At 62.3% G+C, this 20925-nt stretch carries 13 protein-coding genes; 8 read left to right on the forward strand and 5 right to left on the reverse strand.

What is annotated here, in order from left to right; all coding sequences use genetic code 11:
* Positions 1 to 67 precede the first annotated feature (67 nt).
* Genes RCAS_RS02670 through RCAS_RS02690 form a run of 5 tightly spaced genes read left to right on the forward strand, consistent with a single transcriptional unit; the run spans position 68 to position 8181 of the window.
* On the forward strand, positions 68 to 2578 hold the full coding sequence (locus RCAS_RS02670; RefSeq protein ID WP_012119078.1) for a fused MFS/spermidine synthase: 2511 nt from the start codon (positions 68 to 70) through the stop codon (positions 2576 to 2578).
* Between the two features lie 33 nt (positions 2579 to 2611).
* On the forward strand, positions 2612 to 3652 hold the full coding sequence (locus RCAS_RS02675; RefSeq protein ID WP_012119079.1) for a Gfo/Idh/MocA family protein: 1041 nt from the start codon (positions 2612 to 2614) through the stop codon (positions 3650 to 3652).
* A 10-nt stretch (positions 3653 to 3662) separates the two neighbouring features.
* Positions 3663 to 5522 carry a glycoside hydrolase family 20 zincin-like fold domain-containing protein gene (locus tag RCAS_RS02680; RefSeq protein WP_012119080.1) on the forward strand — a complete coding sequence of 620 codons (1860 nt, stop codon included), beginning with the start codon at positions 3663 to 3665 and terminating at the stop codon, positions 5520 to 5522.
* On the forward strand, positions 5519 to 6769 hold the full coding sequence (locus RCAS_RS02685; RefSeq protein ID WP_012119081.1) for a Gfo/Idh/MocA family protein: 1251 nt from the start codon (positions 5519 to 5521) through the stop codon (positions 6767 to 6769). Before RCAS_RS02680 ends, RCAS_RS02685 begins: the two co-directional genes overlap by 4 nt.
* A gap of 50 nt (positions 6770 to 6819) precedes the next feature.
* Positions 6820 to 8181, forward strand: coding sequence for a GH1 family beta-glucosidase (locus tag RCAS_RS02690; protein ID WP_012119082.1), 1362 nt, complete (start codon positions 6820 to 6822; stop codon positions 8179 to 8181).
* 807 nt (positions 8182 to 8988) lie between these two features.
* Here RCAS_RS02690 and RCAS_RS02695 read toward each other — a convergent pair.
* From RCAS_RS02695 to RCAS_RS02710, 4 genes are all read right to left on the reverse strand, one after another.
* On the reverse strand, positions 8989 to 10683 hold the full coding sequence (locus tag RCAS_RS02695; protein WP_012119083.1) for a formate--tetrahydrofolate ligase: 1695 nt from the start codon (positions 10681 to 10683) through the stop codon (positions 8989 to 8991).
* 114 nt (positions 10684 to 10797) lie between these two features.
* Positions 10798 to 11532: a VOC family protein gene (locus RCAS_RS02700; RefSeq protein ID WP_012119084.1), complete on the reverse strand. Its 735-nt coding sequence runs from the start codon at positions 11530 to 11532 to the stop codon at positions 10798 to 10800.
* Positions 11533 to 11839: 307 nt separating this feature from the next.
* Positions 11840 to 12808 carry an alpha/beta hydrolase gene (locus RCAS_RS02705; RefSeq protein ID WP_012119085.1) on the reverse strand — a complete coding sequence of 323 codons (969 nt, stop codon included), beginning with the start codon at positions 12806 to 12808 and terminating at the stop codon, positions 11840 to 11842.
* Positions 12809 to 12837: 29 nt separating this feature from the next.
* Positions 12838 to 15480: a serine/threonine-protein kinase gene (locus RCAS_RS02710; RefSeq protein WP_012119086.1), complete on the reverse strand. Its 2643-nt coding sequence runs from the start codon at positions 15478 to 15480 to the stop codon at positions 12838 to 12840.
* A 243-nt stretch (positions 15481 to 15723) separates the two neighbouring features.
* On the opposite strand from RCAS_RS02710, the gene RCAS_RS02715 reads away from it, so the two are divergent.
* Entirely contained in the window at positions 15724 to 16878 is a 1155-nt protein-coding gene (locus tag RCAS_RS02715) for an MFS transporter (protein WP_012119087.1), read from the forward strand.
* Between the two features lie 35 nt (positions 16879 to 16913).
* On the opposite strand, the gene RCAS_RS02720 is transcribed toward RCAS_RS02715, so the two are convergent.
* Positions 16914 to 18980 carry a S8 family serine peptidase gene (locus tag RCAS_RS02720; RefSeq protein WP_012119088.1) on the reverse strand — a complete coding sequence of 689 codons (2067 nt, stop codon included), beginning with the start codon at positions 18978 to 18980 and terminating at the stop codon, positions 16914 to 16916.
* 150 nt (positions 18981 to 19130) lie between these two features.
* Here RCAS_RS02720 and RCAS_RS02725 point away from each other — a divergent pair, with 150 nt between their 5' ends.
* Positions 19131 to 20054: a PIG-L family deacetylase gene (locus tag RCAS_RS02725; protein ID WP_232280140.1), complete on the forward strand. Its 924-nt coding sequence runs from the start codon at positions 19131 to 19133 to the stop codon at positions 20052 to 20054.
* Positions 20055 to 20239: 185 nt separating this feature from the next.
* Positions 20240 to 20773, forward strand: a complete 534-nt coding sequence (locus tag RCAS_RS02730; protein ID WP_012119090.1) for a hypothetical protein — start codon at positions 20240 to 20242, stop codon at positions 20771 to 20773.
* Positions 20774 to 20925: the final 152 nt, after the last annotated feature.

Raw genomic sequence — 20925 nt, forward strand, 5'->3', positions numbered from 1 at the left:
TGGTGCGACGTCTGTGCGTTGCGCGAAGCGCCTTCTTCACGATGCCGATGTTTGTAAGGGGTGCTCTGTGAAACAGGCGCAGCAGACAGGGGTGGTGTTCGCTCTCTTTTTCGTGAGCGGCGCGAGTGGTCTGATCGATGAGGTCGTGTGGTTCCGCCTGCTCAGCCTCAGTTTTGGCGTCAGCGTGTATGCCGCCAGCGCGGTCTTGACCGCCTTCATGGGCGGGCTAGCGCTGGGGAGTTGGGCGTTTGGCAGAATCACCGCGCGCCTGACACAGCGCCATAAATCGGAAGCAACTGCAACAGCGCTTCTGCGCCTGTTTGCTCTGCTTCTGATGGGGGTTGCGCTCTTCGCTTTTGCGACGCCTGCGCTCTTTTCCAGCCTGACCAACCTGTATGTCTGGATTGCGCACCGGCTTCAGCCCGAACCCTTCGCATACCATGCGGCGCGTACTGCGCTCGCGACGCTGGCGCTCGTGCCGCCGACTTTTCTGATGGGTGGCACACTGCCGCTGCTGGCGCACCTGCTGGCAGTGCGACACCGGGATCACGGACGGCGGCTCGGCGCACTCTATGCGATCAATACGTTCGGCGGCGTGCTGGGGGCGCTGGCTGCGGGTCTCGTCCTGATTCCTTCGCTTGGCGTCAGCGGGTCGCTCTATCTTGGCGGTGCGCTGGACCTGACGGCGGCTGGGGTTGCGTTCTGGCTGGCGCGCACCTGGCGGGAAGCGCCGCTTGATCCTGCCGCCACACCACAGCCTGCCGCATCTGCGCCGACCCCAACACCACGCCACGCAAGCCGCCCGTTGGCGCAGCGGGCATCGGGCGGGCGGGCTGTCGTGGCAGTCCAGGCGATGGGCGCGTCCGCGACAGATGCGCCTGCTGCACACAATGGCGCGATTGCGACGACAGCGATGCCGTCTGCTTCGAAGCGAGCGCTGCCATTGCCGACGCCAGCGCGCCTGGCGCTGATCGGGTATACACTGTCCGGTTTTGCGGCGCTGGGATATCAGGTGGTGTGGACCCGCACGCTGGCGATCTTCAGTCTGAACGCGGTCTATTCGTTCACCATCATGCTGGTGACGTTTCTAATCGGTCTGGCGGTTGGCAGCGCCTGGATGGGGCGGCGGATCGACCGGTACGAGCAGCCGCTGGCGCTCTTTGGCTGGTTGCAGATCGGGATCGGAATGAGTGCCGTGATTGCGCTCTACGCCTTTGCGCGCATGCCGACCCTGCTCGATATATTCACTGCCAGAACCGGCTTCCTCGCCTCGCTGTGGGCGGAGTTCTTCGCCGCCGCAGTGATCATGATGATGCCAACGCTCCTGATGGGAGCGGTTTTTCCTGTGGCGGCGCGATTGTATGCTACGCCTCCCGACACAGACAATCCTGTTGCGCCGGATCGGGGCGGGGTGGGGGCGCGTGTTGGGCGGCTCTATGCGCTCAACACCGTTGGCGCAACGCTGGGCGCGTTCATGGCTGGCTTTGTCTTCATTCCGCTGATCGGGCTGCAACATTCTTCGCTCCTGCTTGCGATGCTGAACCTGGCGCTTGGCGCTGGGGCGACGCTACGGGCGTCGCCGACATTGGGAGAACGGCTGCGCCTGGCGGGGGTGACGGGCGCGACGCTGCTTGCAGCGGCGTTGTTGCCGCCTGGCGTCTACCTCGGTTTCCGCGAGGGCGTGATCCCGGAATTGGTGTACTACCGCGAGGGAGTGGACGCAACGGTGGCAGTGTTCGAGGTCAAATACCCGCCGCTCAAGATGTCGTTCGTCAACGGACGTAATGAGGTTCCAACCGATAAACACAGCATGCGTGCCTTCCATGTGCTCGGTCATCTGCCAGCGCTCCTGCGCCCCGATGCGCAGAATGCGCTGATGATCGGCTTCGGCAACGGTATTGCTTCTGGTGCGATGGCAACCCATCCGCTCCCGCGTATCCATGCCGTTGAACTGGTTGCCGAACAGGTTGAAGCAGCGCGTCTCTACGAAGCCGAAAACCGCAGCGTGCTGGATCGCCCCGGATTTCAGATTACGATTGAGGATGGGCGCAACTACCTGCTGCGCAGCGCCGAACGCTACGATATTATTACCGCCGACGCGACTCATCCGATCAACAGCAGCAGTTGGGCGTTGTTCACCTTCGAGTTCTACACGATGGTGAAAAGTCGCCTCACCGATGATGGCGTCTTCGTTCAGTGGCTGCCGTTTCACGATCTCTCGGAGCGCGATTACCGCGATATTGTGTGCACATTTCAGCGTGTCTTTCCGCATACCACGCTGTGGTACACTGGCGCAACGCATAGTTTCCTGGTCGCAACCCCGCGTCCCCTGACGCGCGATCAGGTGCTGGCGCTCGACGTGCAATTGAGGCAGTCGGCGGCGGGCGCAGACCTCGGCGATGGTCGGTTGCTGGCGGCTGACCTGATTATGCACGAGGAGGAGGTTGCGGCATTCGCGGCGAACGGGCGGATTGTGCGTGATGATCGTGCCTTTTTTATTCCGGCTATGGATCGCGAGCGCATTCTGGCGGCGCTCGAACCGTATGCGCGCGCGGCGGCGCGTGATGCAGGACGTTGACAGAGCAGCAAGACGATCAGAAGGAGCATTGCTATGGCGGACAAACTGCGGGTTGGCGTATTGGGGCTGACTCATGACCATGTGTGGAGCAATCTGCGCGACCTGGCGAGCTGCGAGGATGGCATGCTGGTCGCTGCGGCAGACCCCAACCCCGCGCTGCGTGAGCATATCAGGTCGTTGGGGTGCGAACAGGTTTTCGATGACTACAGTGATATGCTGGATGCAGTCAAACTCGATGCCGTGTATGTCTTCAGCGACAATCTGCGCGGCGCGGAATTGACCGAAATGGCGGCAGCGCGTGGTCTGCATGTGATGGTCGAGAAGCCGATGGCGGCGACATATGCTGACGCTGCACGTATGCGCGGCGCTGCCGCCGCCGTCGGGGTGCAGTTAATGGTCAACTGGCCCATCATGTGGTGGCCCGCTGTGCAGTATGCGCTGAACCTGATCGCTGAAGGGCGAATCGGACAGGTCTGGCAAGTCAATTACCGCGCTGCCCACATCGGTCCGCGTGAACTCGGCTGTTCGCCGTTCTTTTGTGAATGGCTCTACGACCCGCGACGCAACGGCGCAGGCGCGCTGATGGACTACTGCTGCTACGGCGCGGCGTTGACCTGCGCGCTGCTTGGGTTGCCTTCGCGTGTCACGGCGCTGACCGGGCGCCTGTGGAAGCCGGACCTGCTGGCGGAAGATAACGCCGTGATCGTGATGCAGCATGCACGCGCCATCAGCACCTCCACCGCGTCGTGGACGCAGGTCGGCGATATGACCAGCTATGAGCCGATGATCTATGGCAGTGAAGGGACCATTCACATTCGCGAGCATGGCCGAGAACTGTGGCTTGCAGACCGTGAGCATCGCAACGGCATTCGTCTCGACATTCCTGAGCCGCCCATCGGTATGCGCAACAGCGCCGAGTATTTCCTTGGTCACATTCGTTCTGGCAAGCCGATCACCGGTCTGTGCAGCGCCGAAGTCGGGCTGATGGCGCAGGAAGTGCTGGAGGCGGGCATTCTTTCGGCTGCTGAAGGGCGCACCGTGTCGCTGCCGCTGCCGCTGACGTTGCTGGCGTAGGAGGAGGCGCATGGAATCGCTCTCGCTGCTGCCAATGCCGCAGTCGCTGACCATGCTGCCGGGGAGGTATGTGGCGACTTCGGCGCAGCGCATTCTGCTCCAGGGAACGGCGCCGGGCGATCTGTGGTTCACGGCGCGCCGCCTGCAAAACGCGCTGCGCGCCTATGCCGGCGTCGAGTGGGAATTGACCGCAACGCCGGAAGGACCGCCAGGTGAGATCGGCGCCACGCTCCGGGTGGCTGCCGATAGCGTCATCCATCCGCAGGGGTACGCGCTCACGATCAAAGATGGCGGCATCATTATTGAAGCGCCAGAACCCGCCGGCATATTCTATGGGGTCTGCACGCTGATCCAGATTATCGAGCAGAGCGGACGCTCTCTACCTTGCCTGCACATCAACGACCACCCCGATTTTGCCGCGCGCGGAGTCATGATCGATATCAGCCGCGACAAGGTTCCAACAATGGAGACCCTGTTGATGCTGACCGATATGCTGGCGGGGTGGAAGATCAATCAGGTGCAGTTATACACCGAGCATACCTTCGCCTATCGGAATCACCCCGACGTATGGGCGCGCGCGTCGCCGCTGACCGGTGAAGAAGTCCTGGCGCTCGATGCATACTGCAAAGAACGTTTCATTGAACTTGTGCCCAATCAGAACTCGTTTGGGCACATGCACCGCTGGCTCATCCATCCGCGCTATGCGGCGCTTGCCGAGATCCACGGCGAATTCCAGGCGCCGTGGGGAGTGATGCGGGGTCCGTTCAGTCTGGCGCCGGAAGACCCGGACAGTCTCAAACTGGTGCGCAGCCTGTATGATGAATTGCTGCCGCACTTTTCGAGCCGGTTGTTCAACGTCGGTTGCGATGAGACGGTCGATCTTGGGCAGGGGCGCAGTAGAGACGCCTGTGCGCAACGCGGCGTCGGGCGGGTGTACCTCGATTTCCTGCTTAAGCTCTACGATGCTGTGAAACAACACGGGCGCACGATGATGTTCTGGGGCGACATTGTCAACAATCACCCGGAACTGATCGACGAGTTGCCACGCGATCTGATTGCGCTCGAATGGGGATACGAAGCCGACCATCCGTTCGACCGTCATTGCGCTCGCTATGCCGCCGCAGGCATTCCGTTCTATGTCTGTCCTGGCACATCGTCGTGGCAGAGTATCGCCGGACGCACCGACAATACCCTCGGCAATCTGCGGAATGCTGCCGAGAATGGATTGAAACACGGCGCTATCGGCTACCTGATCACCGACTGGGGCGATATGGGGCACTGGCAGGTGTTGCCGATCAGTTTCCTGGGATTTGCCGTCGGCGCAGCGTTCGCGTGGGCATACGCCGCCAACCGCGATATGAATGTGCCGGCGGCTGTCAGCCGCCATGCGTTTACCGACCCGACCGGCGCGATGGGGCAGGTGGCATACGACCTGGGGAATGTGTACCGCGCCGTTGGGTATGAGCCGCCCAATTCGTCGGTGCTGTTTTGGGTGTTGCAAGCGCCGGACAGCGACGCGCGCGATCTGCCGCCGCTCGATTTCGACCGCGCGCTCGACGCGATCAACGCCGCGATCCAACCGATTGCCGTCGAGCGGATGATCCGCCCGGATGCGCCGCTGATATTGCAAGAGTTCGACAATACGGTGCGCCTGCTGCGACACGCCTGTCGTCTGGGGCAGTTGCTGACCCAACCCGACGGCGCCGGTGCGTTGCCGCGTCGCCGCTTGCTGAATGATGATATGCGCGAGATTATCCGCGAGTACGAACGTCTCTGGCTGGCGCGCAACCGCCTCGGCGGGCTGTCCGACAGTGTCGCGCGGTTGGAGCGCGTGCGCGCCCGATACAATCCTCAGGAGCAGACGCCATGATTCGCATTGGCATCGTCGGCTGTGGTCGGATTCTGAATGCGCACCTTCAGGGATACCTGCAACTGCGCCGGTTGGGAATCGACAATTTTCGCATTACGGCGCTCTGTGCGCGCAGGCTCGAAGATGCGCTCATGTTTCGCAAACGCGGCGAGGGACCGCCACCCCGTCCGCCGGTGCTCGATCCGGCGACCGGCGATCCGCTGGCTGCGCCGCACACGTATGTGTCCGACATCCACGATGATGTGGAGGTCGCCGTCTACACCGACTACCGCGACCTCATCGCATCGGGCAAGGTGGATGCGATTAATGATCTGACGACGCTGGCGCTGCACCATCAGGTGGGGCTTGCCGCCATTGATGCCGGGTTGCACCTGCTGTCGCAGAAGCCGCTGGCGATTTCGGTTCGCGCTGCGAAGAAAATGGTGACGGCTGCAAAAGCGCGGGGGGTTACCTTTGGCGTGTTTGAGAATGTGCGCCAGGCGCGCGGCGTGCGCGCGATGGCGTGGGCAGTGCGCCAGGGGTTGATCGGCGAGCCGCAGATTTCGGTTATGGGATTCCTCGGCGGTCTCTGGTCGCCGGATCGGGTCGTGGCAGAAACGCCGTGGCGCCATAAGAAACTGCTCGGCGGCGGCGGCGGCAGCATCGACATTGGGGTGCATCAGATGCACCTCCAGCGCTATGTCGTCGGTGAAATCGCTGCGGTGAGCGCCGTTGCGCGCACCTTTGCGCCGGTTCGATATCTGCGCGACCCGCAGGGCAATGTTCTCGATCAGGTGCAGGCGGATGTCGATGACACCTTCATGGCGACCCTGCAATTCGAGCGTGGCGCGATCGGACAATTGTGGTGGAGTTGGGCTGGTTCGCCAGAAGAAGTGTCGATCAGCGGCGCGCCGGCAATCATTGGCAGCAAAGGGGTTATTCGCAACGGGCAGATTGTGACGGCGGACGGTGAGCGTCTGCCGCTGGACGAGACGTTTGAGCAGGAGATGACGCCTGCTGAACGCGAGCGGTTCTTTCCTCTTGGATTGACCGACCCCTGCGCCATCCAGAACCTCGACTGGTTGCGCGCAATCGAGTGCGGCGCCGATCCGGAGACCAGCGGCGAGGAGGGGTTGCGCGACCTGGCGTGTGCTTTCGCCATCCTCGAGTCATCGGCGCTGGGGCGCACTGTGACGCAGCAGGAGGTGCTCGATGGCGCTGTGGACGCCTATCAGCGCGCTATCGACGAACATTACGGGCTTCTCTGATAGTGCGGGGCTGAAGCGTTGCTTCACATCCGCAAAGGACACCTGCATCCATGGCAATACGACACTTCCCCGACGATTTTCTCTGGGGCGCTGCGACGGCTGCCTTTCAAATCGAAGGCGCCACCCGCGAAGATGGACGCGGCGAGTCGATCTGGGACCGGTTCTGTGCAACGCCAGGCAAGGTGCTCAACGGCGACACCGGCGATCCCGCCTGCGATCACTACCACCGTTGGCGCGACGACATCGCGCTCATGAAATCACTCGGCTTTCCGGCATATCGGTTTTCAATCGCCTGGTCCCGTATTATGCCCAAGGGGAGAGGCGCAGTCAATCCTGCCGGTCTCGATTTTTACGACCGCCTGGTTGATGGTTTGCTGGCAGCAGGCATTCGCCCGTTTGTGACATTGTACCACTGGGATCTGCCACAGGCGCTCGAAGATGCTGGCGGTTGGCCCGCGCGCGATACCGCCGCTGCGTTCGCCGACTATGCCGATGTTGTGGCGCGACGCCTGGGGGATCGTGTGAAACACTGGATCACGCTCAACGAACCGTGGTGTTCCGCATTTCTCGGCTATTGGACCGGTGATCACGCGCCGGGGCGGAAGGAAGGACCGGCGCTTGCTGCGGCGCACCACCTGCTCCTCGGTCATGGGCTGGCGCTCGCCGCTCTTCGCGCTGCACACTCCGACGTTCGGGCGGGCATTACTCTCAACTTTTCGCCTGCTGACCCGGCGAGTGATAGCGATGCGGATCGCGCGGCGGCGTGGCGGTACGATGGCTTTTTCAACCGCTGGTACCTCGATCCGCTCTATCGCAGCGCCTATCCCGCCGACATGCTGGCGCTCTATGCGCAGATGGGGCAGGCGCCGCCGGTGCAAGACGACGATATGCGCATCATCGCTGCGCCGCTCGATTTTCTGGGGGTGAACTACTACTCGCGCGCCGTCATTCGCGACGATCCGCAGGCTGGCGGTCTCAGGTACGCACACAAGCGACCGGAAGGCGAGTACACCCAGATGGATTGGGAAGTTCATCCCGCTTCGCTGCGCCGACTGCTGGAGCGATTGCACCGTGATTACGCGCCGACGACGCTGTACATAACTGAAAACGGCGCCGCCTATCCAGACGAAGTCTCATCCGACGGCGGCGTCCACGACCCGGATCGCGTGCGCTACATCGCGCGTCATCTGGCGGCATGCCACGATGCCATCGCTGCCGGAGTTCCGCTGCGCGGATACTTCGTCTGGTCGTTAATGGACAACTTCGAGTGGGCATTCGGTTATAGCCGCCGATTCGGTATTGTGTACGTGGACTACGCCACTCAGCGGCGCATTCCAAAGGACTCGGCGCTGTTCCTGCGCCAGGTGATCGCCGCAAATGCGTTGACAGAGACGCAGATGTTTACGAGGTGAGCAATCTCTCCGCAGTGGCCGGGCGCAATTGCTGCTGGCGATTGACATTGCTCATCGCGTGGACGTTAACGTCAACGTCCGCGCTCACGGCATGAAGCCCCGGTGGGGCTGGCTTAAGGGCGGACCGAACACGCGAGTGCACCCCGGCACGCCCACCGTGGGACGGACGCGCGCGCGGTGCCAGCCTCTCTGGCCCCTGCGTGCGGGGGGTTCTGGGATGCAGGGCTGTACACCAGCGAAGGCGCGACCCCTGCCCCCCTGCGTGCGGAGGGTTCTGTTTTCCAGCCCCACCAGAAGTCTTTGGGGTCTTCCCTTCCCCCTGCGTGCGGGGGGTTCTGGGATGCAGGGCTGTACACCAGCGAAGGCGCGACCCCTGCCCCCTCGCGTGCGGGGGTTCTGGTTGACTACAACGTTGCAAAACAGGTGATGCGCCCCTGCCCCCCGCGTGCGGGGGTTCTGCGAACACTCGTAGTGACCGCAAATTGCGGACACCCCTGCTCCCACGTGCGGGGGGTTCTGGTTGACTACAACGTTGCAAAACAGGTGATGCGCCCCTGCCCCCGTGTGCGGGGGAGGGGCAAGGGCTTGCCGGTTGCGGCGCGGGCTTCAGCGTCGGCTCTCTCCGCTCCCGCGAGCGGGGGAGGAGCAGGGGCTTGCCGGTTGCGGCGCGGGCTTCAGCGTCGGCTCTCTCCGCTCCCGCGTGCCGGAGAGGGGCAGGGGGTGAGGGCAAAACGGCTCATCCCAACGCCATGCATGCCCGCTATGATGCGTGCTGCCCGCCCTGGAAGTGGGGCTGGCGGGCGGTGCCTACGACAACCCTCTCGTTCTTCCTTCGGCATCGATGTCGATCCGCTCAGCGGCAGGATGGGCTGGCAACCCCGGCATCGTGCGAATGTCGCCTGCCAGCGGATAGATGAAGCCCGCCCCGGCTGCCAGGCGCACGTCGCGGATCGGGAAGACATACCCCGAAGGCGCGCCGCGCAGTTTCGGGTCGTGGCTGATCGATAAATGCGTTTTTGCCATGCAGATCGGCAGGTTGCCGTACCCCTGATGTTCGAACTGCGCCAGTCGCCGTGAGGCTTCAGGGGTGTACTCCACCCGCGTAGCCCCATACACCTTCGTTGCCAGTGTTTCGATCTTCTCGCGCAGACTCATATCGAGCGGGTAGAGTGGGGTAAACGTCCCAGGCGCTTCACACGCCTGTATCGCCGCTCTTGCCAGATCGCAACCGCCTGCGCCGCCTTCGGCGAAGACAAAACTTTCGACCACATCGAACGCTCCTGATTCGCGCGCGACCTGCCGTATCACCTCAACTTCCGATGGAAAATCGTCGGGGAAGCGGTTGATCGCCACAACCACCGGTCGACCGAAGAGGCGCGCGATGCGCACCTGAGCCGCCAGGTTCGCTGCTCCATCCGCAACATCCTCCGGGTTCTCCTCGGCAAGCCGTGGATCGAGCGGTCTGCCGGCGGTGATGGTGTAGCGCCCACTGTGCGCCTTGAGCGCCCGCACCGTTGCTACCAGCACAACCGCATCCGGCGCCAGACCAGAGGCGCGACATTTGATGTCGCAAAACTTCTCGAAGCCGATGTCAGCGCCGAACCCGCTTTCGGTGACCACGTAATCGGCGCAGTGCAACCCGATCATGTCCGCCAGCACCGATGAGGCGCCGTGCGCAATGTTGGCGAACGGTCCGCAATGGACCAGCGCCGGCGATCCTTCGAGCGTCTGCAACAGGTTCGGTTTGATGGCTTCCTTGAGCAAGACGGTCATAGCGCCTGCGGCATGCAGATCCTCGGCGGTCACCGGCGCGCCATCGCGCGTGTACGCCGCCACAATGCGCCCCAATCGCTGTCGCAGGTCGTGCAGATTTGTCGTCAGCGCGAGGATCGCCATCACTTCCGAGGCAACCGTGATGTCGAACTGCGTCTGGCGCATCGGTCCATCTTCTTTCTTTCCCAACCCCACCACAACATTGCGCAGCACGCGGTCGCTAATGTCCACCACGCGGGACCAGAAAATTGCATACGGATCGATGCCGCACTGATTGCCGTGATGCAGGTGATTGTCGATCATGGCGGCAAGCAGGTTGTGCGCTGCGCCAATTGCGTGAATGTCGCCGGTCAGATGCAGGTTGAACTGCTCCATCGGCAACACCTGGCTATACCCGCCGCCAGCCGCGCCCCCCTTGATGCCGAAGGTCGGTCCCATTGAAGGTTGGCGGATGGTAACGACGGAACGTTTCCCCAGGCGCGCCAGCGCCTGCCCCAGGCCGATGGTGGTGGTGGTTTTGCCTTCACCCAGCGGCGTGGGGGTGATCGCGGTGACGACAATGTAGCGACCGCGCGGTTGATCGGTCAACCGCTGGAGGATGCCCAGATCGATTTTGGCGATACTGCGACCGTACAGTTCGATATCATCGTCGGTTAGCCCAAGGTCGGCGGCGACGGCGCGAATCGGGCGAAGGCGCGCCGCCTGAGCGATGTCGAGATCGGAACGCATAGCTGCTCCTTCGAAGCATGATACTGCGGATGCGTCATTGCAACCGCATCCGCAGTATAGCAAACAAACACGAGGGCGGTAGTGCGAAAGTAAGAACAGCGTCTGAAAACTCCGCTACTGTGGGGACAATGCGCCAATGCGGATCGATGCCCCGTGAGTTCGCGCCGGATCGAGATTGCCGGGTGCGCCGCCGCACAACTCCAGCGCGCAGAGACCTTCGCGGCGGAGGTGTTCGTTCAAAGCGACCAGCACAATTGCCGATGATCCGAGGAGAAAGGTGATACCTTCGGTGGAAGTCGCGCCCTCGGCGCCCAGGAGTGCGCGGTAGCGCGCGGCGCTCTCCGCCAGATCGCGGGCGGCAACCAGCACTCGTGCCATGCCGGTGACGCCGTTCGCGTGCTGACGCGCTGCACCAGTCGGAACCCGCAGATCGCGCGGGGTCACATCGCCACAAAGGAACGGCAGGTCCGGCGTGGCGGGGCGGGCCGTCTTCCAGGCGATGCGCACGCCATCGGGTCGCTCCCTGCCACCGGCGAAAGGACCGGCAATCTCCAGTCCGCGCACGCGCGCAGCTGCCACGTCCTCGTCGATGGCATCAGGGAGCAGGGCAAAGTCGATCAAACCTTCACCATCGGCAGTGAAGCGCCACCAGACATGATCCGGCGCCTCGCGGCGGAAGGCGATCAACTCCAGGTAGCTTCCGTCGGCGAACGCCACCAGTGCATTGTGCGTTGCACCGTCGGCATGGACCCCGCCGGGCGTCACGGTGAACCCCAGTGCTGTGTAGTCGTCTATCGCCGCCAGTAGATCGCGGACGAGAATGACAATGTGATCGATGCAGGTAATCATTGAGAATGCCTCAGCCGGATACATCGTTGATGTCGAGCGCAACGGCTGCAACAGGCCCCTTACGTGTTCAGCGTTGGATACCGTCGTAAACCCGGGAGCGCAGGCGTCTCGCCGGTTCGGCCACCTCGTCACCCTGGGAGCGCAGGCGTCTCGCCGGCAACGGTGGCGGCGGGCGTCCCGCCTGCGACGGTGTTCGAGGGCAAGAAGCCGTCACTCTCAAGAAAAACGTAAACACATCAAAAAGGCTCTTGCGCGAATGTTAAGTTTGTGCTAAGATAGTGTCATCTCCTTCTCCTCTCTTCTCTCACTAAGGGTGTCTGACACAGTCAGGCGCCCTTAGTGATTCCTGGCGCAGTGCGCGATCATACAGCGGCAGCGTCAGGTTCATAAACCGGTCGGCGGTGCGCCAGCTATGGTCGCCGTCGGGGAGCGCCGGGTTGTCCAGCGCATTGGCAAGACCACGCGCGCGCAGGCATGCCAGCAGATGTTCACCACGATAGTAGTTCGACTGCCAGGGTTCCTGCGATTCGGGACCATATGCCACGATCCAGGTGATGCGCGCGAGCGCCTCCCGATTGCCGCGCAGGATCAGGTTCGCGGCATTGTGTTGCGCAACGAACGCACGGTCGCGCGGGACGCCATACGCTGCGTCGAATATGGGATTGGCAACTACCCGATCCTGCTTGCGAATGCTCCGTCCCCGGTTGCAGGCGTACAGGAATGTGCCATCGTATGCGCCGGCGCAGGCAAACAGATCGGGGCGGCGCGCCGCAACCGACAGCGCCATCGCGCCGCCGAGCGAGAAACCGACGATACCGCGCGCCCGACCGCCGGCGATGACCGGGAAATGACTCTCGACATAGGGGATCAGATCGTGGAAAAAATAATCGGCGAAGCGACCACTGCCAATGCCGGAGGCGCCATATGCCAGGTGCGGCGCGCACATATTGAGCAGCATGCCAGGGATGCGGTTATCATCACTCGATGTGCCAGGAAAGACCAGAACCAGCGGAGCAATGCGCCCGGCGGCGCGCTGTGCTTCATAGACATCGATGACATTCCTGCCGCCACGCGATGAATCCTCGAACGGATTGATCCACTCGCGTTCATGCCCGCGCAGCAGATAGAGCGCCGGCGCCGGATGATCGTCATCGACGTCGGGAGGGATATAGATGTAAAAACTCCGCGAAAGACCGAGCGCCGGACTAAAAAACGTCACACAGCGCGCGCGCGCATCGTACACGACCGGCAACGCCGGCGGCGCAACATGTGGCACGGTGATGTCCCAACGATCCTGTGCGCAGCTTACCCGCCCAACCGGTCGAGTTCCTGCTGCGCGAAGCGGCTCCCCTTCTCAACGGCGGTGCGATATGCCTGCTTTGCTTCTTCCACTCGTCCGAGTTGCTCAAGCGTCAACCCAAGCCAGTAATAATTGCCGCCATCATTCGGCGCAATCTCGATCGCGCGGCGGAAACTGACTTCGGCGTCATTGAAGCGCCCCTGGTTGTAGTACGTCCAGCCGACCCCAAAATGTGCGTCTGCCTGATCGTCCTTGATCGCCAGGGACTGTTGCAGCGTGTCGAGCGCCTGTTCGTACTGCCCAAGCGCCGATTGCGCCCAACCCAGACCGGTAAGGGCGCTGACGAAACGGTCGTTGCGGTCGAGCGCCTCACGGAAACGATCCTCGGCGCGCTGGTAGGTCGATGTCTGTTCACTGCTGCCGGATGGCAGGCTAAATCCTTTGCTCATATGCGTCCATCCCAGACGCGCGAACAGATCGGGACGGTAGGGCGTGATCGCAATCGCCTGCTCGAGAGTGGCAATGGCGCCGTCGTAATCGGGGGGGGAAAACGCCAACAGCGCATAACTCTTGCCCAGATGCGCGTCGGTGTCTTGCGGATTGATGCTGAGCGCTTTATCGAATTCCGCCACAGCCCCGGCATAGTCGTCCAGATAATAAAGGTTCCATCCCAGCCCGGCGTGGGCATGACCGTATGCCGGGTCCGTCTCCTGAGCGCGCTCGAACTGCTGGCGCGCCAGATCGAGCAACGCAACTGCATCCTGACGGTTGCCGCGCTGGAGGGCGTTCGCGCCCTGGTCGTTGTAGAAGTAGCCAAGGTTGGAATGGAAGACCGCTATCTGCCCCTGGAGTCCGATTGCGCGGTTGAACTCGTCGCCGCCGCGGGCAACCATCGATTGATCGTTGCTGAACTGATACTGATACCAGTAAACAACACCGCGCGCATTGTGCGCCAGCGCCTGAAGCAGGTTCTCCCGACCCGCCGCTTTATCGAGCGCCATCTCGGCATCATCAACCGCCTCGCTCAGCATGGCTGCATCGGCATCGTCGAGCGCGCGCGCGGCTTTGATGACCGCGCGCGACGCATATCCCGCCGGATGATCGGGATCAACAGCAACCGCCTCATCGGCGGCGTCGAGCGCTTCATTGTACCGCCCCTGGCTGTGGAGCGACTCGGCGAGCACGGCGTGCGCCAGCACCGCCCGCGAGTCTGCGGCAATCGCGGCGCGCGCCGACTCCTCGGCATCGGTGTAGCGTGACCGCATCTGATAGATCAGTGCAATGCGCGTATGTGCATCTACATTTGTGGCATCGAGGTTCAAAACCTGTTGGTAGGCTTCGATAGCCTGATCGAACGCGCCGCGCTGATTGAACAATTCGTTTGCCTGCGTCAGTGCTGCATCAACCTGCGCACTGCCGCCACTGTCTGAAGGGCGGAGCAGAAACACCCCACCAATCGCAAGCAGCAGCAACGCAGCGATGCCGCCGATGATCAGCCCCATTCCGCCGCCTTTTTTCGGTTTGGCGGGCGCCTGCGTCGTGTACTGCTGTGGCGGCAGCGTCCCCGGTGGAACATTCATCGTGGGGACGCCGGATGCGGGTGATTCAGAAGGGGCGGCATGAATGGTCGGGACGCCGGAGGGTGGCGAGGGTGGTTGCGCAGGCGCGCCGTAAGCGGGCGAGACCGGCAGAGTCTGTGGACGCGGCGCTACCGTTCCGGCAGGCGGCGATGTTGGCATGGTGCGCACATAAGGCAGCGGCGTTCCGACAGGCGGCGAAAGCGGCGGCGTGGCGCTCCTCATTGAGCCTGTGCCCAGACCGGCAGCCTGCCTGAGCGCGGCGACCAGTTCGCCGGCGCTCTGGTAGCGCGCCTCCGGTTTGCGCGCCAGCGCACGCATAATGACATCCTCAACCGGCAGCGGGAGATCACTACGAACGTCGCGCGGTGGAATGGGCGCTTGTTGCAGCCGCGCCACCAGCATTGCCAGCGGTGTGTCGGCTTTGAATGGCATGTGACCGGTGAGCATCTCGTAGATCACCACTCCGAGCGCATAGATGTCGGTCGGCGGACCGACATTCGGCAGACCCTGCGCCTGCTCAGGCGACATGTACTCCGGCGTGCCCATCACCGTGCCGGTGACGGTCAGCCCGCTGCCACCCCCTGTGCCGCGCGCCAGTCCAAAGTCGGTCAGATAGACCCATCCGCTGCGATCAAGCATCATGTTGGACGGCTTAATGTCGCGGTGGATAACCCCCCGGCTATGGGCATAGTCGAGCGCACTGGCAACCTGTTCCATCAGCCGGATCGTCTCATCGAGCGGCAGTGTGCCGCGCTCTTGGATGACTTCCTTCAGGGTGCGCCCATCGATGAATTTCATTGCAATGTAGTGCAATCCCTCCGTCTCGTCCACGACATAGATCGGAACGATATTCGGATGCTCGAGCGCAGCGGCGCTATCGGCTTCCTGGCGAAAGCGGGCAATGTAGGTGCGATCAAGGCTCAACTCCGGCGGCAGCACTTTGAGCGCCACAATGCGGTTAGGGGACGTCTGCCGCGCCTTGTAGACTACCGCCATGCCGCCGCGGCCCAACTCGGAGAGAATCTCGAAGCGACCAATCGTGCGCCCGATCAGATTTATTTCAGGCATGGACGTCTCTTTCGCTCACGGATGGATCATCGTTTGATACGTCGCCGATGGCAGGAGTCCAATCACGGCTTATCCTCGATCCCGATGCTTGAATACCTTTCTATAAGAACGCAACTGATTTGCCGATTGTGCGTTCAGTATGTATGATACCACGGTCTTGTCGCCGGAATATGCGCGCACGCTTCGCATTTCCCTGCGCGAAGACAATGGCATCTCTCCATGATAGTGAGTAGGATTCTGAGCATGACCGTGCGAACCTCTCTTCAGGCGCGTGCAACACACCTGCTCATTGCGCCGAAAGCATTCTATTTCTTCTGGTTCGTGGCGTTGGGATCGTTTATGCCATTCATTACGCTTCACTACCGGAGCATCGGGCTGGACCTGGCGCAGATCGGCGTGCTCCTTTCGCTGGGAGGTTTCCTTCAGATCATCAGTCCACTATGGGGGTTGGTTGCCGATGCGCTGCGTTTGCGGCGTCTCTTGCTGCCGGTGGTCATCGCCGGCGCCGTTCTTCCGGCGCTTCTCCTTGGTGTGACGACCGATTTCTGGTTGATCTTTGCCCTGGTAACCATGATGAGCCTGTTTTTTGCGCCGGTTGCACCGCTGGCGGATAGCGCCACGCTTGCGGCGCTTGGCAATGCGCGCGAGCGCTACGGCTCACAGCGTGTGTGGGGTGCGGTTGGCTGGGGACTCAGCACGATTGCCTTTGGCTGGGCAGTTGAGCGCATGGGGTTGGGGTTGATCTTCTGGGTGTATCCGATCGCGGGGATGCTGGCGGCGCTGGCGGCGCTGGCGATGCCACGCGCCGAACTGGTGACGGTCAATGTGGCGCAGGCGGCGCGTCGGCTCCTGCGCGACGGGCGTTGGGCGCGGTTTCTCATCGGCGCGATGCTCATCGGGTGCAGCGGCGCGTTGATGCACGGCTTCTTTTCGCTCTATATGGAAGACCTGGGCGCCGGCGGCGAACAGATTGGTCTGGCGTATACGATTGCCAGCATCAGCGAATTGCCGGTTATGGCGCTCTCGGCGTTCGCCATTCGTCGATGGGGATCGCGCCGGTTGATCATTGCGGCGGGCGGCGTCTATGCCGTCCGCATGGCGCTTTACTGGGCGGCGCCGGCGCCGGAATGGGCGCTGGCGATCCAGTTGCTCCATGGTCTCTGTTTTGCATCGCTCTGGAAGTCCGGCGTGGTCGAGGCGCAGCGCCTGGCGCCTCCTGGTCTGGAAGCGACGGCGCAGAGTCTGTTCGGCATGTCCGTGTTCGGTGTGGCAGTGGCGCTCGCCAATACGGTTGGAGGCGTCATCTACCGCGATTATGGCTACGGAGCGTTGTTTGCGGCGGCGGCGCTGGTCGCCGCGCTTGGCGCATTCATCCTGGCGCTTGGAAGGGAGGGGTGACGCGCCGTGAGCGGAGCGCCCACCTCAGCGCATGGTCAGCGCCATCCGCGAACGCGCGCCAACTCTTCGCCGAGCAACCCGAACAGAATGCCGTCGGGACCGTGATCCTCAAAGCGCGCGCGCTCAAACCACTGGACCAGGATCAGGCGACCGTCCGGCAGCGTTTCGATTTGCGGTTCAGAAATCGGCATGCCGAAGAGCGCCAGGTTCTCGGCTTCCGACGCGCCACGCCGGCGGTCGAACTCCAGCCCGTTGGAACGCCATGCGCTGAGGAATGGCTCACAGAGACTGTGCCCCGTTTCGGGGAAATAGCGGCACCCTGATGTGGGTGCGCCTTTCGGCAGCGCAAACCAGTCCACCCCGCGCGCGCGCAGGATGATGTCGCCCATGCGGCTCAACTGAACGTTGTACGGCGGGCGATTTTCGGGGCGAAGCTCAAAACGGTGCCGCTGGAAGTACTGCACCAGCGCCTCACGCCCATCTTCGCCACGCTCAATGAATTCCTCGCTGATCGGATAGCCAAAGACCGGCAACCCGCCATGCGCTCGCCAATAGGAAAGGAAAACACCGCGCAGCGTATGCCCGGTTTCGGGAAAATAGACCGCGCCGCGCTGCGGTGAAACCGGCGCAAACGCGGCGCCGGCAACGGCAGCGCTATCCAGCGCAAAATCGACGCGCGCGACGCTGAGCGCCGTGCCGGTCAGCGACACCTCGTGTTGCAACGACTCGCCAGAGGGTGTGCGCGCAATAATCGTGTACTGACCGGCGGGAAGGTTCTCGAAACGGTAGAAGCCATTCGGGTCAGGGCGAGTTTCCTGCCCGGAACTCAGTGTAATCGTGGTTTGATCGGGAGCGACGCTCCGCACAACCCCCTCGATCCGTGAACGGATCAGAAGGTTGGGGTCAAGCGCAACCTGGAGCGCCCGAAACAGATTCAGGCGTCCGTATCCATACGCCGGGTCTTTTCCAGGCGCACCACGATCATCGGCGCCGAGCATCAGCACCTCGGCAACCTGACGGGCGGCCAGTTCCGGGCGCACCGTCCACACCAGCGCCACCGCGCCGGCTACGTGCGGGCAGGCGGCGGATGTGCCATCGGCAAAACCATACGTGTCGCCGGTTGGACGTCGCCACGTCGTGCTCCACACTCCGGCGCCTGGCGCGGCAAGCGCCACAAAATCACCCGTGGTCGAAAAACTCGTGACTGCGTCGTCCGGTCCGGTTGCCGATACTGCCAGAACGCCCGGATAAGCGGCAGGGTAGTTGGGAAGATTGCCCTCCGCCTGACCGTTGCCTGATGCAGCCACCAGGAGTACATCGCGCTCCAGCGCATATGCAACCGCTTCGCGCAACACCCGCGAGTCGTCCGGTCCGCCGAAACTCATACTGATAATGCGCGCGCCGCGATCCACCGCAAACCGAATGCCGGCGGCAATTGCCGCATCGTTCCCTCGGCCACGCCGGTTGAGCACTTTCACCGGAAGAATGCGGCAACGCCAGCAGACGCCAGCCGCCCCAATGCCATTGTCCCCCTCGGCAGCGGCGACACCGGCGGTGAACGTTCCGTGCCCGTCGTCGTCGCGTGGATCATCGTCATTATTCACAAAATCAAAACCGGGCAGCACGCGCCCGCGTAGATCGGGATGCGACGGCGACACGCCGGTGTCGAGAATGGCAATGATAATGTCGCTTCCGGTTGTGATATTCCAGGCATCGAACGCCTGAATGACCGCCAGCGACCACTGACGGTCGATGTCTTCGTCGTTCGGAACGCGCAACACCTGACGTTCATGGTTCCGTTCGGCATATACGACGCCGGGTGTGCGGATCAGGCGCGCGATCATCGTGCGGTGATTGAATGAATGCGCGAACCGGAGCAGATAGGCGCCGCCACCGAGCGCCTGCGCCTCACGAACGTCAGCCTGCGCCAGCAGGGCGTTGAGCGGCGCAGCAAACGGACCGTGAACGCGCGCGCTGGCAGTGAGCGCCCAACCCTCGGCGAGGCGCACCACGAGTTCATCGGCGGCATCGCTGGCTGCGATGGGTTTGGGGAGCGGCGCCAGCGTGAAAATAAGCGCGACGAATACGAGCAGACGTTGCATTGCTTCGATGCCTCTCCAGACGCATGGTGCATTATACCCGCAGATGTTGCAAGCGGGACGGAATGCGCGTTAATTCTTTGTGAGAGAAGGTGGTATAATAACGGGTCATTCGTCAGTGAGGGGTTTGGGAGCCAGAACGTGGCAACGCATGTGACTCACAACCTTACGGCATACGGCATCGACTCGCGCTGGCTGCGCGACCATCGTTCAGAGCGGCGAATCCTCTTCGTCTATGCCCATCCAGACGACGAAAGTTTCGGTAATGCCGGCACAATCCTGCGCTACACACGCGACGGCGTGGACGTTCACTATGCCTGCGCCACCCGCGGTGAGGCGGGAGATGTTCCTCCCGAAATGCTGGCAGGGTACGCCGATGTTGGCGCACTCCGCACCGTCGAGCAGATGTGCGCGGCAGGTGCGCTTGGACTGACCGGCGTGCATTTCCTGGGGCATCGTGATTCCGGCATGGCGGGTTCGCCGGACAATCAGCATCCCGCTGCACTGATTCGGCAACCACTCACGAACGTTGCCGGACAGATCGTGGCGCTGATCCGCGCCATACGACCACAAATCGTCGTCACGTTTGGACCGTATGGCGGCTATGGGCATCCTGATCACATCTTCTGCCATCGCGCGGCGACTGCGGCATTCGAGGCGGCAGGCAACCCAATCCTGTACCCGGAACAGGTGAACATGGGTCTCGATCCCTGGCAACCGCAGCGCCTCTACTACTCGACATTCGGCACACGCTTTCTCTCCTCGGTGGTCATCGTCATGCGTCTGCTAGGGAAAGATCCGGCTCGTTTCGGGCGAAACGGCGATGTGGACCTGGTGCGCGCCGCGCGCGAAGCAACGCCGGTGACGACGAGCATCGACACCTCGGCGTGTTTCGAGCAGGCGATGCAGGCGCGAGCGTGCCATCACAGCCAGGGTGGCGGCATTGGATGGCTGCGTCGTCTGCCCAAACCGATCCAGCGCCGCCTCAACGCGGTCGAACATTTCACCCGCGTTGTGCCGCCATGGAATGGCGGTGCGGTCGAGCAGGACCTGTTTCCGCGCGATCAATCACCCTGACCCTTTCTACGCGAAGGGTCAAAGGTCGATTCTGCCGGCATGAAGCCCATTTTCCTCTCTTGGATCTCTGCCCTTGACATAGCAAACATGTTCTGATAAAATAGCACAAACGTTTTGTTTTGCGTTTGGAAAGAACGCCCACAGCGGCAAGCAGAATCAGAATCTGAAGTCAAGGAGGGTGAAAGATGGCAGTGACCAGCAAGGATCTGCGCAATAATGCGCGTCTCTCGGCGAGTCGCCCACTGACGATTGTTCCGCGTGTGGGCGTCAACAGCGTCATGTATCTGATCACCGGGTTGCTGGCGCTTCTGGCGATCTATGCTGTAATGGGCAATGTTGTCGGATGGGGGCGCGAACGGCTTGATGATCTGCGCTACGGAGCAACGCGCACCTTCCATGCGCAGGCAGTTGTCGGGCACGATGATAATCCGGCCACGCCAAGCCACTTTGTTGCGATGAACCTCAACCGGCAAGTCGTGGTGATCTACATGCCGGGCGGCGACAGCACGAAAACCAGAGTGATCACCGGTCCATATTTGTTCGGCGCCGGGGAGGACAAAACGCCTGTGCTGCTCGATTTTGCCGATCTCAACAACGACGGCGCGCTCGACATGCTGGTAAAGGTCAAGAACGAGGCGATTGTCTATCTGAATCGCAACGGTCAGTTCGAGCCAATTTCGGCTGAGGATCGCGCGCTGCTGATGGAGATGAGGCGGTGAGCGCCCGTCGGAACAACTTCAGAAACCGTGTCGTTACGCCACACAGCCGCGCTGTGGGCGACAGCGCCGGTTAAGGGTGGTGACATCTCCTCTAAGGCTTCTCTGACGGAAACGCGCACTTCAAGTGCAGGACCGCTCCCACCCATTCTTCC

Origin of the sequence: Roseiflexus castenholzii DSM 13941, assembly GCF_000017805.1 — a bacterium.
Taxonomy (GTDB): Bacteria; Chloroflexota; Chloroflexia; order Chloroflexales; family Roseiflexaceae; genus Roseiflexus; species Roseiflexus castenholzii.